Source organism: Bacillus sp. FSL R5-0576 (assembly GCF_038004765.1).
GTDB lineage: Bacteria > Bacillota > Bacilli > Bacillales > Bacillaceae > Bacillus > Bacillus subtilis.
This window is the reverse complement of the sequence record NZ_JBBORU010000001.1, coordinates 2200488-2216000: the sequence shown is the minus strand read 5'-3', so window position 1 is coordinate 2216000 and position 15513 is coordinate 2200488. Positions and strand designations below refer to the sequence as shown.

General features: G+C 44.5%; 16 protein-coding genes. 9 read left to right on the top strand and 7 right to left on the bottom strand.

Translation table 11 applies throughout. The features are described from left to right. Positions 1–45 precede the first annotated feature (45 nt). Positions 46–576, top strand: coding sequence for a L,D-transpeptidase (locus NX903_RS11260; protein ID WP_014480206.1), 531 nt, complete (start codon positions 46–48; stop codon positions 574–576). A gap of 19 nt (positions 577–595) precedes the next feature. Here the strand turns inward: NX903_RS11260 and prli42 are convergent, their stop codons facing one another. Continuing rightward, entirely contained in the window at positions 596–688 is a 93-nt protein-coding gene (gene prli42, locus NX903_RS11255) for a stressosome-associated protein Prli42 (RefSeq protein ID WP_003226489.1), read from the bottom strand. Positions 689–777: 89 nt separating this feature from the next. Here prli42 and mce point away from each other — a divergent pair, with 89 nt between their 5' ends. Genes mce through NX903_RS11240 form a run of 3 tightly spaced genes read left to right on the top strand, consistent with a single transcriptional unit; the run spans position 778 to position 3849 of the window. Further along, on the top strand, positions 778–1200 hold the full coding sequence (mce, locus tag NX903_RS11250) for a methylmalonyl-CoA epimerase (protein WP_029726744.1): 423 nt from the start codon (positions 778–780) through the stop codon (positions 1198–1200). Beyond that, the gene (locus tag NX903_RS11245; protein ID WP_086344611.1) at positions 1193–2716 is read left to right on the top strand and encodes an acyl-CoA carboxylase subunit beta; all 1524 of its coding nucleotides are present in this window, start codon (positions 1193–1195) and stop codon (positions 2714–2716) included. Before mce ends, NX903_RS11245 begins: the two co-directional genes overlap by 8 nt. Positions 2717–2733: 17 nt before the next feature. Next, on the top strand, positions 2734–3849 hold the full coding sequence (locus NX903_RS11240) for a tripeptidase T (protein ID WP_003230352.1): 1116 nt from the start codon (positions 2734–2736) through the stop codon (positions 3847–3849). A gap of 39 nt (positions 3850–3888) precedes the next feature. On the opposite strand, the gene NX903_RS11235 is transcribed toward NX903_RS11240, so the two are convergent. The 3 genes from NX903_RS11235 to mifM all read right to left on the bottom strand — a co-directional run bounded on the left by NX903_RS11235 (position 3889) and on the right by mifM (position 5944). Continuing rightward, positions 3889–4617 carry a YqjF family protein gene (locus tag NX903_RS11235; protein WP_046160663.1) on the bottom strand — a complete coding sequence of 243 codons (729 nt, stop codon included), beginning with the start codon at positions 4615–4617 and terminating at the stop codon, positions 3889–3891. A 181-nt stretch (positions 4618–4798) separates the two neighbouring features. Continuing rightward, the gene (locus NX903_RS11230; RefSeq protein ID WP_003230359.1) at positions 4799–5626 is read right to left on the bottom strand and encodes a membrane protein insertase YidC; all 828 of its coding nucleotides are present in this window, start codon (positions 5624–5626) and stop codon (positions 4799–4801) included. A gap of 30 nt (positions 5627–5656) precedes the next feature. Further along, on the bottom strand, positions 5657–5944 hold the full coding sequence (gene mifM, locus NX903_RS11225) for a membrane protein insertion/folding monitor MifM (RefSeq protein WP_010886563.1): 288 nt from the start codon (positions 5942–5944) through the stop codon (positions 5657–5659). A 72-nt stretch (positions 5945–6016) separates the two neighbouring features. On the opposite strand from mifM, the gene NX903_RS11220 reads away from it, so the two are divergent. Then, complete coding sequence (locus NX903_RS11220) at positions 6017–7261, top strand: DNA polymerase IV (RefSeq protein ID WP_015251756.1); 1245 nt, start codon at positions 6017–6019, stop codon at positions 7259–7261. Between the two features lie 109 nt (positions 7262–7370). After that, positions 7371–8780: an NADP-dependent phosphogluconate dehydrogenase gene (gndA, locus tag NX903_RS11215; RefSeq protein ID WP_003230365.1), complete on the top strand. Its 1410-nt coding sequence runs from the start codon at positions 7371–7373 to the stop codon at positions 8778–8780. Positions 8781–8901: 121 nt separating this feature from the next. Here the strand turns inward: gndA and zwf are convergent, their stop codons facing one another. Continuing rightward, positions 8902–10371 (bottom strand): glucose-6-phosphate dehydrogenase, encoded by a 1470-nt coding sequence (gene zwf / locus NX903_RS11210; protein ID WP_086344049.1) that lies wholly within the window; start codon positions 10369–10371, stop codon positions 8902–8904. A gap of 226 nt (positions 10372–10597) precedes the next feature. On the opposite strand from zwf, the gene rnz reads away from it, so the two are divergent. Together rnz and rpmG are read left to right on the top strand one after the other, a co-directional pair. Beyond that, positions 10598–11521, top strand: coding sequence for a ribonuclease Z (gene rnz, locus NX903_RS11205; protein ID WP_004398681.1), 924 nt, complete (start codon positions 10598–10600; stop codon positions 11519–11521). Positions 11522–11602: 81 nt separating this feature from the next. Beyond that, positions 11603–11752: a 50S ribosomal protein L33 gene (rpmG, locus tag NX903_RS11200; protein WP_003226511.1), complete on the top strand. Its 150-nt coding sequence runs from the start codon at positions 11603–11605 to the stop codon at positions 11750–11752. 43 nt (positions 11753–11795) lie between these two features. Here rpmG and NX903_RS11195 read toward each other — a convergent pair whose 3' ends face one another. After that, a complete protein-coding gene (locus NX903_RS11195; protein ID WP_024571718.1) occupies positions 11796–12554 on the bottom strand; it encodes an alpha/beta fold hydrolase in 759 nt (252 codons plus the stop codon). 109 nt (positions 12555–12663) lie between these two features. Then, on the bottom strand, positions 12664–13680 hold the full coding sequence (namA, locus tag NX903_RS11190; RefSeq protein WP_003230377.1) for an NADPH dehydrogenase NamA: 1017 nt from the start codon (positions 13678–13680) through the stop codon (positions 12664–12666). Between the two features lie 171 nt (positions 13681–13851). On the opposite strand from namA, the gene NX903_RS11185 reads away from it, so the two are divergent. Beyond that, a complete protein-coding gene (locus tag NX903_RS11185) occupies positions 13852–15495 on the top strand; it encodes a M20/M25/M40 family metallo-hydrolase (protein WP_086344048.1) in 1644 nt (547 codons plus the stop codon). Positions 15496–15513 lie beyond the last annotated feature (18 nt).

Here is a 15513-nt window from a genome sequence, read left to right as displayed (position 1 = left end):
TGAGCTCTTCCTTCATTGGTCAACCTAATGAAAAAGGAGGAGCTTATGCGTTTTTTCTTATGTTCGATTTTCATGATGATTTCACCGATTTGGCCGCTCGGCGAAAATCCGCTGCCGGGTGATCCGTATGTTATTGTCAACAAGCGAACAAATGAACTTGCTGTTATCCTCGACAACAGAGTAGAAGGCGTGTATAGTGTGGCGACTGGAAAAACAGATGATTTGACGCCTGAAGGAGAGTTTTCGGTAACGGTAAAAGCGGAAAATCCTTACTACAGAAAGAAAAATATTGAAGGGGGATCTCCTGACAACCCGCTTGGGGCCAGATGGATCGGATTTGACGCGAAAGGAACGGACGGGCGGATTTATGGAATTCATGGGACAAACCGAGAGGAATCAGTAGGAAAATTTGTGTCTAACGGCTGTATACGTATGCATAACGATGAGGTTGTTCATTTGTTTCAAACGATACCAGTAGGAACGAGAGTGCTGATCACGGACGACAACCGCTCTTTTGAGGAGATTGCCATCGAGCATAAAGCTCTGATAAAAAAGCAGGATATTCCCATTGAATAAGGCGCCTGCTTTTTTATCGTTATAGAAACATGACGATTCCTGAGAGTACAGTTGAAAGAATAAAAACTCCCAAAATCACGATCAAAACGCTTTTCATCAGTTTTTGAGACATGATTTTCACTCCTTAAACAATCTGTCTATATTTTAGCGTGTTTTGAATGGGCGGACAAGCGATATCTATTAGCGAAAGCAGGGATGAAAATGAACAGGCTTGACCATATCGGGATAGCCGTTTTTTCGATAAAAGATGCAAGAAGCTTTTATGAAAATGTATTGGGGCTTGCATTTCTTCATCAAGAAACGGTTGAAGAGCAAAAGGTGAATGTTGCTTTTTTTCAAGCTGGTAGCGTCAAACTTGAGCTGATAGAGCCGTTGACAGCTGACAGCCCCGTCCATTTATTTTTGGAGAAGAAAGGGCAGGGACTGCATCATATTGCGTTTTTGTGCAACGGCCTATCTGAACAGCTTCAAGCATTGTCTGACCAGCATGTTCAATTGATTGACAGGTTTCCAAGACAGGGAGCGAACGGGAAAAAGATCGCGTTTATTTCCCCTCGGGAAACAAACGGTGTTCTTGTAGAGCTTTGTGAACCGAAAGGAGACCAACACAATGAGCATGAATGAACACATGGATCATTTATACACGAAACGCAAGCAGGCAGAAGAAGGCGGAGGACGGGAAAAGCTGGCTCAGCAGCGGCAAAAGGGCAAGCTCACTGCTCGGGAAAGGATCATATTTCTTCTAGATCAGGACAGCTTTATCGAATTACACCCCTTCATGGAAAGTCAAGTGTTAACAAGAGAACAGCGCATGTTAGGGGATGGGGTCGTGACAGGGTACGGCACAATTGACGGCCGCTCAGTTTATGTATTTGCGCAAGACTTCACAGTGTACGGAGGGGCGCTTGGCGAAACCCATGCCAGGAAAATCTGCGCTTTGATGGATCTGGCAGCAAAAAATAAGGCGCCGATTGTCGGGCTGAATGACTCAGGTGGTGCGAGAATTCAAGAGGGTGTGGTATCATTAGATGGATACGGTCACATATTTTACCGAAACGTCTTATATTCCGGAGTCATTCCGCAAATATCGGTTATTTTAGGGCCGTGCGCTGGAGGCGCTGTATATTCTCCGGCACTCACAGATTTTATATTTATGGCTGAACAGACCGGCCGGATGTTTATTACCGGCCCGAAGGTGATTGAAAAAGTGACAGGGGAACAGGTTGATGCGGAGAGCTTAGGCGGAGCGGGGATACATAATGCCGTCAGCGGAAACGCCCACTTTTCCGGACATACGGAGAAGGAGGTTCTGACAGGGGTGAGAAAACTGCTGTCTTATTTGCCGCTGAATGGCCGGACAACAGAGCCGAAGCCAGCGAAAGAGGCGTCCAGACCATTATTAAACCATCTTGTCCCTGCTGATACGACAAAGCCTTATGATGTTCGGAAGGTGATCAGGGAGCTGGCTGACCCGCAGTCTTTTTTTGAGATTCAGCCATTTTTTGCGAAGAACATTGTCATTGGGTTTGCAAGGCTGGGTGAAAAAGCAATCGGCATTGTGGCGAGCCAGCCGAAGCATCTGGCGGGAAGCCTGACGATTGACGCTGCTGATAAAGCAGCAAGGTTCATCCGTTTTTGTGACGCATTTGATATCCCGCTATTGACTGTCGAAGATGTCCCGGGGTTTCTGCCGGGTATTCAGCAAGAGCACAATGGAATCATCAGACATGGAGCAAAATTATTGTTTGCTTATGCTGAAGCGACTGTCCCAAAAGTCACACTCATCATTAGAAAAGCGTACGGCGGCGCCTATGTGGCCATGAACAGCAAAGCGATCGGAGCGGACCTTGTGTTTGCATGGCCGAATGCTGAAATCGCAGTGATGGGTCCAGAAGGTGCGGCATCGATTTTGTATGAAAAGGAAATCAAAGCTTCAGCTGACCCGCAAAAGACGAAACGCGAAAAAACAGCTGAATACAAAAAGCAAAACGCCGGCCCATACAAAGCGGCCGCTTGTGGAATGGTCGATGACATCATTTTGCCGGAAGAATCAAGGGGAAAACTGATTCAAGCTTTTCATATGCTTGCACATAAGACAGAAGAGAGACCGAAAAAAAAGCACGGTAACATACCGCTTTAATATGGAGGGACTTACAAATGGTGAATGAAAAACGCCTGCTGGAAGAATTTTTAGAGCTTGTCCAAATTGACTCAGAAACAAAGCACGAAGCTGAAATCTGCAAAGTGCTGAAACGAAAATTTTCTGATTTAGGTGTGGACGTTAAAGAAGACGATACAATGGATATCACGGGCCACGGAGCCGGTAACCTGATTTGCACGCTAAAAGGGACAAAACAAACAGATACGATCTATTTTACATCTCATATGGACACAGTTGTACCCGGAAACGGCGTAAAACCAGTTGTAGAGAACGGTTACGTCAAAACTGACGGCACGACGATTTTAGGCGCTGATGATAAAGCGGGATTGGCTGCAATGTTTGAGGCGATTAAGGTGCTGAAAGAAGAAAACATTGAACACGGCACGATTGAATTCATCATCACAGTAGGGGAAGAATCGGGTCTGATCGGAGCGAAGGCTCTTGACCGTTCTATGATCACTGCATCCTACGGCTATGCCCTTGATTCAGACGGAAAAGTTGGAAATATCATTGTGGCCGCGCCGACACAGGCGAAGGTAAGAGCGGCAATTTTCGGGAAAACCGCTCACGCCGGGGTTGAACCTGAAAAAGGCATTTCAGCGATTACAATCGCTAGCAAAGCCATTTCAAAAATGCCATTGGGCCGTATCGATGAAGAAACAACAGCTAATATCGGCCGGTTTGAAGGCGGCACACAAACAAACATTGTGTGCGACGAAGTTCATATTCTTGCTGAAGCGCGCTCTTTAGTTCCTGAGAAAATGGAAGCTCAGGTTCAAAAAATGAAAGCTGCTTTTGAAGAGGCAGCTGCTGATATGGGCGGACGCGCAGAAGTCGAAATTGAGGTTATGTATCCGGGCTTTAAATATCAAGACGGCGACCAAGTTGTTGAAATCGCGAAAAAAGCGGCTGCTAAAATCGGACGTCCAAGCGAGCTGCAAACGAGCGGCGGCGGAAGCGACGCGAACGTAATCGCTGGTCATGGCATCCCGACGGTCAATCTTGCTGTCGGTTATGAGCAAATCCATACAAAAAATGAAAAAATGCCGATCGAAGAGCTCGTTAAAACGGCAGAAATGGTTGTTGCCATTATTGAAGAGGCGGCAAAATAAAAAAAGAAAACCCGAGTGCGATTTCCCGCATCGGGTTTTTTAGCTCCATTTCCTAAGCGGCCAAAATAACACATCCTGTTTTTTAGCGTAATGAAGCAAGGGGTCTGACTCTGGCAATGTAATGCCGTGAGCATCAGTCACCGTATTGACTGAAATTTCTGCTTCGGCGTTTTGCAGCAGCCACGGATGATGATGGATGTCTTCGTAATAGAGCTTATTGCGATAAGTGGTGTAGAGCCTGTACCGTTCTGTCAGCCAGTAATCGAGCGAATCCTTTTCTGCTGTAAAAGGCGCTGAAATGGGCCGGTATGCGGCGTGGAATGCTGCTTCTTTGTCATCTTTCCGCTTGCTGACATAGTCAATGGCATCACCGTTTTTTTCGGCTTTCATATCCGCGTAAAAATAAGGCAGATGAAAGAATGTGCGAGCGCCAAGGACCGCCAGACGATGATCGGCATCTAAGCTAAAAAAATAAATGCCGGGCTTGCCTTTATACGTGACATAGGTGCGGAGATTAAGCTCAGGAAATGCACGCGCACCGGGAATGGCAGGAAGATAACGCGCCCTCAGGTTCGTGAGCATAAAGGGAAGCATGCTGATCCAAGCTTGCCCGTTATATGTATCTAATTCTAAAACGGACGGTACCAAAGCGCGAAGGATAGAAACATCAACAGGCCAGTGAGCAAATAAGACATCATTCCAGGTTTGTCTCATGATCCAGATTCCTTCAGGTACAGAAATGTTTTTTTGCTGAAAGTGTTCCGTCAACGTATATGCTCCTTTCGTTTGGAGGTGAGTAAAGGTATTCCCGATCTCCTTCTTTTTAAACGATACGGCTATTTTTTAGGATGGCCATTTCTGCTTCAGCCATGATAATCAAGACTGTTTGGCGCGGTATGCTTTGCAAGTAACAAAAAACAACCCCGGCTTTTCGCACGGGGTTGCTTTTTTATTTCACCGACTCAGTAAGAGCGGCTGTTTTTTTGCTTTTATGATGCGTCATCTGAAGGACGATGTTTTGCACTGTCAAAAACAGTCCGCTTGTAAACCAGTACAGCGGAAGGGCTGCCGGAACATTAAGCGAGAAAATCGTCATCATCACAGGGAAGATGAACACCATCAATTTTGCGGATTGCTGCGCCGCAGGGTTTTGCGGGACAGCGGAATATTTCGCGCTCAGTTTTTGAGCGATATAGGCTTGGACAAAATACATAATCCCTGCACTAAGGGACATGAGAATATCAGATTGCCCTAAACTGAACCATAGAAACGAGTGTGACGCAATTTCAGGTGTTGAGCGAATCGCGTAATAAAGCCCAATCATAATCGGAGACTGAATCAGCATTGGAAGACAGCCCATCGCAAGCGGGTTGATATTATGCTCCTGATACAGCTTCATCATTTCCATTTGCAGCTCTTTTTGCTTTTCCGGGTCCTTCGTCTTTTTCAACTTAACCTGGATACTGTCAACCTGAGGTTTAATAACGGCCATTTTCTCTTGGAAGATGCGCTGTTTTTTGAACTGATTGACAAACAAAGGCAATACAACTATACGCACAATAATGGTTACGAGGATAATAGAGAGTCCGTATTCTCCGTGAAACAGCCCGGCAACACCCTTAAGCAGAGCGGAAAACGGTTCGATTAAATAATCGTGGAAAAAACCTACGTTGCTGAGGCCTCCCACCTGATTAGTCGCTGCAAATGCAGCATTGCCCGAGCATAATACGATCAAAAAGATACCCATAGCCAAAAGTTTTTGATATGTTTTTAACAATTTTGTTCTCCTCCTTTTTATAAATGCGGTTTATAAAAGAAGAGAACCGGCGTCTTCCTCATCGTTCACAGGCGAATTCATGCGGAAGACTTTACGTATCCAAGTTGTAATGCGATGATATATAATAATAAGAAAGTCTGTTCGGTTAATGTGAAAGACCGTCTGATGTTCATCTGTTCGTTTTGATTTCCATTGCTCGCCCGCACGGCACTCCCGTAAGAGAAATGCAATCCCGATTGCCGTTAGAGCAGGAAGAATAATTGTGAAAAAATCGACTAAGAATAAAACGTCATTTATCGATTCCACAAACATTGTCATCACATCCATTCAATAGCTTCATTTTACTATATGTACAAGCTGTTGTCTAATGACCGAAAAGGAGATTTGTTTATGCCGGGAAAGAGCCGAATTATTTTCCATATTGATATGAATAGCTTTTATGCGTCGGTTGAAATGGCATATGATCCGGCTCTCCGGGGAAAGCCGGTCGCAGTTGCCGGAAACGTAAAAGAGCGAAAGGGCATTGTGGTAACATGCAGCTATGAAGCAAGAGCGCGCGGCGTCAAAACAACGATGCCGGTTTGGCAAGCGAAGCGCCATTGTCCTGAGCTCATCGTTCTTCCGCCGAACTTTGACCGCTATAGAAACTCTTCACGAGCGATGTTTACCATTCTTCGTGAATATACTGACCTGGTGGAGCCTGTCTCCATCGACGAAGGCTATATGGACATGACCGATACACCATACAGCAGCCGCGCTCTAGAGACGGCAAAAGAAATCCAAAGCAGGCTGCAAAAAGAGCTGCTGCTCCCGTCAAGCATAGGGATTGCGCCGAATAAATTTCTCGCTAAGATGGCGTCTGATATGAAAAAACCGCTTGGAATTACGATCTTAAGAAAGAGGCAAGTGCCTGATATCCTGTGGCCGCTTCCTGTTGGAGAGATGCACGGAGTCGGCAAAAAGACAGCGGAAAAACTGAAGGGACTCGGCATCCATACAATCGGAGAGCTAGCTGCAGCTGATGAACACTCGCTGAAGCGCCTGCTTGGCATCAACGGTCCGCGCCTTAAAAATAAAGCAAATGGCATTCACCATGCGCCGGTTGACCCGGAGCGCATTTACGAATTTAAAAGCGTCGGCAACTCATCGACACTTTCCCATGATTCCAGTGATGAAGAAGAGCTGTTAGGCGTCTTTAGAAAGCTTGCCGCTTCTGTGAGTGACCGTTTACAGCGCAAGGAAGTCATGGCTTCGAAGCTTTTTATTATGATTAGATATGCGGATTGGAAAACCATCACAAGAAGCACTACGCTGAGAAACCCGATTGATCAAAAAAATGACATTTTGAAAGAAGCGGAGCACCTCTTTTTTAAACATTGGAATAAAAATCCTGTCAGGCTGCTTGGCATTACCGGAACGGATTTAGTAGAAAAAGAGCAGGCCTATAAACAGCTCGATTTGTTCAGCTTTAATGAAGATGCGAAGGATGAGCCCATTCAGCAGATGATGGAAAAGTTGAATAAAAAGTACGGTACCAAACTGATCAGAAAAGGGGCAACGTTAAAAAAAGAGGAGAGCAAAACAAAGGGAACAAGCTTTAATAAAGATTTTTTTCAAGATGAAAAGAAAAGCTGAATCGCTTGAAAAAAAGGGTGAATGTATGGTAATTTCTTTATTATAAATATCATTTTATTTTAATTTAAATTTTAAAATGATTAAACGTTTGCAGAAGGGACGTTAGAATATGTCAAAACAACAAATCGGCGTTATCGGACTTGCGGTCATGGGTAAAAATCTGGCTTTAAATATCGAAAGCCGGGGATTTTCTGTTTCTGTTTACAACAGATCAAGCAGTAAAACTGAGGAGTTTTTACAGGAGGCAAAAGGAAAAAATGTTGTTGGCACTTACAGCATTGAAGAATTTGTCCAATCCTTGGAAACACCGCGCAAAATCTTATTAATGGTTAAAGCGGGAACTGCAACAGATGCGACAATTCAATCTCTTCTTCCTCATCTAGAGAAGGATGATATTTTAATTGACGGCGGTAATACATACTATAAAGATACACAGCGCCGTAACAAAGAACTCGCTGAAAGCGGCATTCATTTTATCGGAACAGGCGTTTCCGGCGGAGAAGAAGGGGCACTTAAAGGACCTTCTATCATGCCTGGCGGACAAAAAGAAGCACATGAGCTTGTAAAACCGATTCTTGAAGCCATTTCTGCAAAAGTTGACGGAGAACCTTGTACGACATATATCGGTCCGGACGGCGCCGGCCATTACGTAAAAATGGTGCACAACGGAATTGAATACGGAGATATGCAGCTGATCTCTGAATCATATTTCATTCTGAAACAGGTGCTGGGCCTTTCTGCTGATGAGCTTCATGAAGTTTTCGCTGAATGGAATAAAGGCGAGCTTGACAGCTACCTGATTGAGATTACGGCTGACATCTTTACAAAAAAAGACGAAGAGACAGGCAAGCCGCTTGTTGATGTGATTCTTGATAAAGCAGGGCAAAAAGGAACAGGAAAATGGACTAGCCAAAGCGCACTTGACTTAGGCGTTCCGCTTCCGATTATTACTGAATCTGTATTCGCACGTTTTATCTCAGCTATGAAGGAAGAGCGTGTGAAAGCGAGCGGACTTCTTTCAGGACCAGAAGTGAAGCCTGTTACAGAAAATAAAGAAGAGCTGATTGAAGCGGTCAGAAAAGCGTTGTTCATGAGTAAAATCTGCTCATACGCGCAAGGATTTGCCCAAATGAAAGCTGCTTCTGAAGAATACAACTGGGATCTGAAATATGGTGAAATCGCTATGATCTTCCGCGGTGGCTGCATCATTCGCGCGGCATTCCTTCAGAAGATCAAAGAAGCTTACGATCGCGAGCCTGAGCTTGACAACCTGCTTCTTGACAGCTATTTCAAGAATATTGTAGAAAGCTACCAAGGAGCGCTTCGCCAAGTGATTTCACTTGCAGTTGCCCAAGGTGTGCCGGTGCCATCATTCTCAAGCGCATTAGCCTACTATGACAGCTACCGCACAGCCGTACTGCCTGCAAACTTAATCCAAGCACAGCGCGACTACTTTGGCGCTCATACTTATGAGCGTACTGACAAAGAAGGCATCTTCCATACTGAATGGATGAAGTAATCAATAGAAACCCCCGAAGCTCTAGAGCTTTGGGGGGTTTTGTTATTAAAAAGATTGTTATACCTTTGTGGCAACTGCAAAAAAGCCGAAAATGCTTACAAGCATTTTCGGCTTTTTTTTCTTATATATTCCACCAGTGTAAGCCGTCTTTCGCCAAAAGATCATCAGATTCTTTCGGTCCCATCGAGCCTGATTCGTAGTTAGGAGATAAGGTTTTGTTTGCTGCCCATGTTTCAGAAATAGAGTCGACAAAGCTCCAAGAAAGGGCAACTTCATCCCAGTGTGCAAAGTTTGTTGCATCGCCAAGAAGACAGTCGTGAATTAGTTTTTCATATGCTTCAGGGGTGTTCAACTCGTCATTGCAATTGCTGCAATAATCGAGTTTGATTGGCTGTGCGTGTGCTGCTCCGCCAAGCTTTTTAGCATTTAAGTAAAGCGTAATGCCTTCGTCAGGCTGAATATGAATGACAAGCAAGTTCGGATTCATGTTGTTTTCATTACCGTAGTACAGGTTCATCGGAATGTCCTTAAATTGAACGACAATTTTTGTGGACTTTTCTTTCATTCGTTTTCCGGTTCTGATGTAGAATGGAACACCAGCCCATCTGAAGTTGTCGATCAAGAGCTTGCCGGCAACAAAGGTTTCTGTATTGGAGTCAGGAGCGACATTATCCTCATCGTTATAAGCAGGAACCGGTACACCGTCAATTTCACCAGCTTGATATTGTCCGCGCACAAAGTATTCATCCACTTCGTCTTTTGCTATAGGACGCAGTGCTCTCAGCACCTTCACTTTTTCGCTGCGGATTTCTTCTGTGTTCAATTTGATAGGCGGCTCCATTGCAAGAAGGGCAACCATCTGCATAATATGGTTTTGCACCATGTCGCGAAGGGCGCCTGATTTTTCGTAATATCTTGCGCGGTCTTCAACGCCTAGTGATTCGCTAGATGTGATTTGAATGTTTGAAATGTAGCGGTTTGTCCAAAGCGGTTCGAAAATCGCATTGGCAAATCGAATCACTTCAATGTTCTGAACCATTTGTTTGCCTAGATAATGGTCGATTCTGTAAATTTGATCTTCCGTAAATGCTTCGCGGATTTCTTTATTCAATGCCTGTGCGCTTGGCAGATCATGGCCGAACGGTTTTTCGATGACAAGGCGGGACCAGCCGGTTGTAGCTGTTACACCCTCTGATTTTAATGTTTTTGCAATTGTTCCGAAGAATTCAGGAGCCATTGCCAAGTAGAACATTCTGTTGTTAGGAATTTGATATGTATCTTCCAGCTGGTTAAGCAATACGTTAAGCTCTTGATAAGAACCAGGGTTTGTCACGTCAAACGGGTGATAGTAAAAATGAGACGTGAAATCATCTATATGCTTATCTGCAGATGAGGAAATGGATGTTTTAACAGTTTGGCGAAGATCCTCATTAGACCAAGGTCTTCTTCCAACTCCTACTACTGCAAACTCTTCTCCGATTTGTCCGTTTTGATATAAACGGTGAATAGACGGATACAATTTTCGTTTTGCTAAATCTCCAGTTGCACCGAATATGACAATTACTGCTTTTGGTTGTTGGTTTGTTTTCACTAAAAGTACCTCACTTTATTCGAAGCTTTATTTTAGTACACCCCGTATATTTCCTTCATTTTAAATCTAAAATTCAACGAAAGCAAACATTTAAGCCCTTTTTTAAGCAGAATGCTGAAAAAATGTTTCTAGCACGAAAGGATTGTTCTTTTCAGAGGCAAGATTCACATTTTGAGCTTGATCCTGTATTCTTGTAGGTATCTGGTTCTAGTAGGAGGAAGGAAACGTGGAATTACTTTTTTTAGGGACGGGAGCCGGCATTCCCGCCAAGGCGAGAAATGTAACGTCGGTGGCATTAAAATTGCTTGAAGAAAGGCGTTCGGTATGGCTTTTTGACTGCGGGGAAGCCACACAGCATCAAATTTTACATACAACGATTAAACCTCGTAAAATAGAGAAAATCTTTATTACACACATGCACGGCGATCATGTATACGGACTTCCGGGGCTTCTGGGGAGCCGTTCCTTTCAAGGCGGAGAGGACGAGCTGACAGTGTACGGACCTAAAGGGATCAAGGCGTTTATTGAAACAAGCCTTGCCGTCACGAAGACCCATTTGACATATCCGCTTGCGATCCAGGAAATTGAAGAAGGAATCGTGTTTGAGGACGATCAGTTTATTGTCACAGCGGTATCTGTTATTCATGGAGTGGAAGCCTTTGGGTACCGTGTGCAGGAAAAAGACGTACCGGGTTCCTTGAAGGCTGATGTATTAAAAGAAATGAACATCCCGCCCGGACCTGTATATCAGAAAATCAAAAAAGGCGAAACGGTAACGCTTGAAGACGGACGAATCATCAATGGGAATGATTTTCTGGAGCCTCCTAAAAAGGGAAGATCTGTTGTGTTCTCCGGTGATACGAGAGTAAGTGACAAACTAAAAGAGCTTGCGAGGGATTGTGATGTGCTTGTTCATGAAGCAACCTTTGCTAAGGAAGACCGTAAACTTGCTTATGATTATTATCACAGTACAACGGAACAAGCGGCTGTAACAGCGAAAGAAGCAAGAGCGAAGCAGCTCATTTTAACCCATATCAGCGCAAGATACCAGGGAGATGCTTCTTTGGAGCTTCAAAAAGAAGCGGTTGACGTTTTCCCCAATAGCGTGGCGGCATATGATTTCTTAGAGGTAAACGTCCCGCGAGGCTGAAGGCGGAGCTCTTATTTGACAATTTGTGATGACGTTGTATAATAAAACGTAATCATTACGCTTTATAAGGAGATGTTAATTATGAGAGTAAATGTTACTTTAGCCTGCACTGAAACGGGAGACCGAAATTACATCACAACAAAAAATAAACGCACCAATCCAGACCGTTTGGAGCTGAAAAAATATTCACCGCGTTTAAAGAAATATACCCTTCACCGTGAAACAAAATAATATAAAAGACCGGGAATCCCTTACGGCCCGGTCTTTTTTTACGTTAATTGACTGCCTGGTAAAGAGGAGCGGCCTGCTGGCACGCTGCGCACCATACGTCATAAATAGCCAAGTGAACGATATGAGGTTCATCGTGATGGATGTTGTGGGAGCTGTTTTTAGCTTGAATCCAGCCGCTTTGGTTAGATAGAGACAATATGCTGCTGTGCAAGTTTTGCCACTCCTGTTCAGCAGCGAATTTCTCAGTCCGTTCTCCTGATGACAACACAAGGAGAGGCATGTTTCCTAAGTGGACTTGACGCTTTTTGAGCTCCTGCAGACTTTTTGAAAACTCTGAATGCGTGCCCTCAAGCATCTTTCTCGTATGTGATTTGTGCATTTCTTCGGGTATAAAGGTAAAGCTGGCGCAATCGCCTAAAGCTGGGTCAAGAAGGACCATGCCGATAATATCATACTTGTTTTTGCAGGCCCATAAACCGGTGATGACAGCTCCGTATGAGTGTGAAACAGCCAAATAAGGAGGTTTTACATCAGCTGCTTTAAGCAAACTCTCCAATTCTTTCACTTGTTGATCAGCTGTTCGTTTAGCTCTGCTTTGCCCGCTTTTTCCTATGCCTGCCCGATCATATGTGAAAATGCCAAATTCATCATCAATGTCCGCCATTAATGGTTTCCACGTCTCAGAAGAAGTACCATAGCCGGCCTCAAAGACAATCGTTACACCGCTTGATCCTTTCCGGTGCTGTGTATGAAACGCACATCCGTCAATTGTATATGTCTTTTCCATCCAAGCTGATTTCATTGGAGTCATCTCCTCTAATTGGTTCTACTAGGGAGACGGAGAACCTTAGCCGATCGTTTCTCTAAAAATAAAAAAAGAGATATCCTCTACAGGATATCTCTTATGGGCATTACCAGCCTCTTTCGTATTGGACAGGGGCCGGAATCTCTGTATTGAGCTGTTTCGCAGCAGTTCTTGCAAAGAATGGATCCCGCAAAAGCTCTCTGCCGATAAAGATGAGGTCAGCACGTCCGTTTTGCAGAATTTCTTCAGCCATTGAACCGTCTGTAATCATGCCGACGGCACCAGTAGCCATGTCCGCCTGTTCACGGATTTTCTCAGCGAAGCTGACCTGATAGCCAGGGAATACGTTAATGTCTGCGTGAACAAGGGCGCCTGAGCTGCAGTCAATTAAGTCAACACCCTGCTCCTTCATCCATTTTGCAAAACCGATGTGATCGGCAATGTCTAAGCCTTTATCAGTGTAGTCAGAAGCTGATACACGGACAAATAAAGGACCGTCCCATACTTGTTTGACTTCATCAATGATCTCTCTCAAGAAACGATAGCGGTTTTCAGGTGAGCCGCCGTATTCATCTGTGCGATGGTTGGAAAGCGGAGATAAAAATTCGTGAATTAAATATCCGTGCGCCGCATGAATTTCAATCACATCAAAGCCGGCTTCTTTTGCGCGGGCAGCCGCTTGCTTGAACTCCTGAACTGTTTCTTTTACTTTTTCTGCTGACATTTCTACAGGTGTTGCTGATTGTTCGTCAAACGCAATCGCCGATGGAGCGAAGATATCTCCTTCAAGCTCAGCTTTACGTCCGGCATGGGCAAGCTGAATGCCGATTTTTGAACCTTGTTCTTTGACCTGCTCAGTCAGTTTGGCAAAGCCTTCAATATGCTCGTCGCTCCAAATGCCTAAGTCTTGGTCAGTGATTCGTCCTTGAGGATTAACCGCTGACGCCTCTACAATAATCAGTCCGACCTGGCCGATTGCGCGCGATATGTAATGTGCCATGTGGAACGGTGTCAATTTTCCGTCCTTTTCATGAGAAGAATACATGCACATTGGCGACATGACAATGCGGTTTTTTAACGTCATATCTTTAATTGTAATCGGTGTGAATAATTTTCTGGCCATTTCTTTCGCCTCCCGTAAGGTTTTTAGAGATTGATTATATCAAGTCATATCTTTCCCGTCATATAAACTGCTCAAAAGAACCGTTTTTGTCAAACATTTCTGTATAATAGACGAGAAATCAGTTTATTTTTCAGTATAGAAGCATTTTTATTCATAGGAGGGGCGGAATCAATGAATTGGCAGACGAAGGACGAATTGCTGGCACTTTTAACTTCTCTTGTGCAATACGAAAGCATCACCGGTTCAAAGGGCGAGGCAGCACTTGCAGAGTATCTTTATTTTATTTTGAAGGACAAGCCCTATTTTCAAAAGCACCCTGATGATGTAATACTTCATCCGATGGACGATGGCAGATCTTTTCTTACGGCTCTAGTCAAAAAGAAGAATGTCAAAAAGACAGTGCTTCTGCTGAGTCATTTTGATGTCGTTGACATAGAAGATTACGGCGAATTTAAACATATGGCTTGCAAGCCTGCTGAGCTTTTGAGCTCCTTTTTAGAGAAAAAAGAGCTGCTCCCGGAACGTGTGAGAAGAGATGCCGAAAGCGGAGACTGGCTGTTCGGAAGAGGGACGATGGATATGAAAGCGGGGCTTTGTGTTCAACTGTCGATGCTGGAGAGGGCAATGAACGGGCATTTTGAGGGCAATCTGCTGTTGATAACGGTTCCGGACGAGGAAGTGAATTCAAGAGGCATGATTGAAGCGGTTCCTGCATTGAAGGAAATGGAGAAAAAGCATGATATCACATTAACCGCTTGCCTGAATGCCGAACCGATGTTTGAAAAATTTCCCGGCGATCAGCAGCAATATTTTTATACAGGAAGCATTGGCAAGGTGCTTGCGGGTTTTTTCTGCAAGGGGATTGAGACACATGTTGGAGAGCCGTTTTCAGGCCTAAACGCAAATTTAATGGTATCTGAGATTAACCGTTTGCTTGAACTGAATGCTGATTATTGCGAAAAGGTTGATGGCGAGGTCACTCCGCCGCCGGTAAACTTAATGCAAAAGGACTTGAAAGAGGCATATTCAGTCCAGACACCGCATACAGCTGTCACATTATTTAATGTGCTGTCAATGAAACGCTCAGCTAGTGAGATGCATCAGATGCTGCTTAAAACAGCAGAACAGGCGGCGGAGGAAATCATGTCGAACGTTCGGAAGAAAACACAGGATTTTCAACAATTTGAGCCATTTCAGCCGATTGAGCGGAACATCACTGTTTTGACATTTGATGAGCTGGTCTCGCGTGCAAAAAAGCGTGCGGGGATCTCGGAAACAGAGCGGGCTCTAAATTATGCCTTTGCTAACAGGGGGGAGCTTGGAGACAGGGATTTTTCGACGAAAATTGTTTCTGAGCTTGCTTCGCTTTGTAAGGAGGATGCGCCGCTCATTGTGCTTTTTTACAGCCCGCCGTTGTATCCGGCGGTTTCTTCGAAGGATGATCAATTGATCAGGAATACAGCTGATCAGCTTATGCAGTACGCGGCTGACCGATACGGCATTGCATTACGGGAGGTTCAGTACTTCCCCGGACTTTCGGACTTGAGTTATCTTCAGCTGGAAAAGCAGGAGGTTGATGCATACACAAGCAATATGCCGCTCTTTAACAGAGGAAATTCATTGCCAAGCGGTAAAAATCAGGCTTTATATGTCCCGGTTTTAAATGTCGGTCCGGCTGGTAAAGACCCGCATAAATGGACGGAAAGATTGTATATGCCTTATTCCTTTGAAGTGCTTCCCGATTTGCTTTCATTTACGATCTCCGCGCTATTAAAGCAATCAGAATCTGCCGGCCAGCTGCTGCGGGAAACATAAAAAACAGAAGGCACTGTG

Excerpts from the sequence above, each read along its gene's own strand:
- NX903_RS11240 (WP_003230352.1), top strand. The coding sequence starts at position 2,734 with ATGGTGAATGAAAAACGCCTGCTGGAAGAATTTTTAGAGCTTGTCCAA.
- NX903_RS11260 (WP_014480206.1), top strand. The coding sequence starts at position 46 with ATGCGTTTTTTCTTATGTTCGATTTTCATGATGATTTCACCGATTTGG.
- mifM (WP_010886563.1), bottom strand. The coding sequence starts at position 5,944 with ATGACAATGTTTGTGGAATCGATAAATGACGTTTTATTCTTAGTCGAT.
- NX903_RS11220 (WP_015251756.1), top strand. The coding sequence starts at position 6,017 with ATGCCGGGAAAGAGCCGAATTATTTTCCATATTGATATGAATAGCTTT.
- namA (WP_003230377.1), bottom strand. The coding sequence starts at position 13,680 with ATGGCCAGAAAATTATTCACACCGATTACAATTAAAGATATGACGTTA.
- NX903_RS11195 (WP_024571718.1), bottom strand. The coding sequence starts at position 12,554 with ATGAAATCAGCTTGGATGGAAAAGACATATACAATTGACGGATGTGCG.
- rpmG (WP_003226511.1), top strand. The coding sequence starts at position 11,603 with ATGAGAGTAAATGTTACTTTAGCCTGCACTGAAACGGGAGACCGAAAT.
- NX903_RS11245 (WP_086344611.1), top strand. The coding sequence starts at position 1,193 with ATGAATGAACACATGGATCATTTATACACGAAACGCAAGCAGGCAGAA.
- mce (WP_029726744.1), top strand. The coding sequence starts at position 778 with ATGAACAGGCTTGACCATATCGGGATAGCCGTTTTTTCGATAAAAGAT.
- NX903_RS11185 (WP_086344048.1), top strand. The coding sequence starts at position 13,852 with ATGAATTGGCAGACGAAGGACGAATTGCTGGCACTTTTAACTTCTCTT.
- prli42 (WP_003226489.1), bottom strand. The coding sequence starts at position 688 with ATGTCTCAAAAACTGATGAAAAGCGTTTTGATCGTGATTTTGGGAGTT.
- gndA (WP_003230365.1), top strand. The coding sequence starts at position 7,371 with ATGTCAAAACAACAAATCGGCGTTATCGGACTTGCGGTCATGGGTAAA.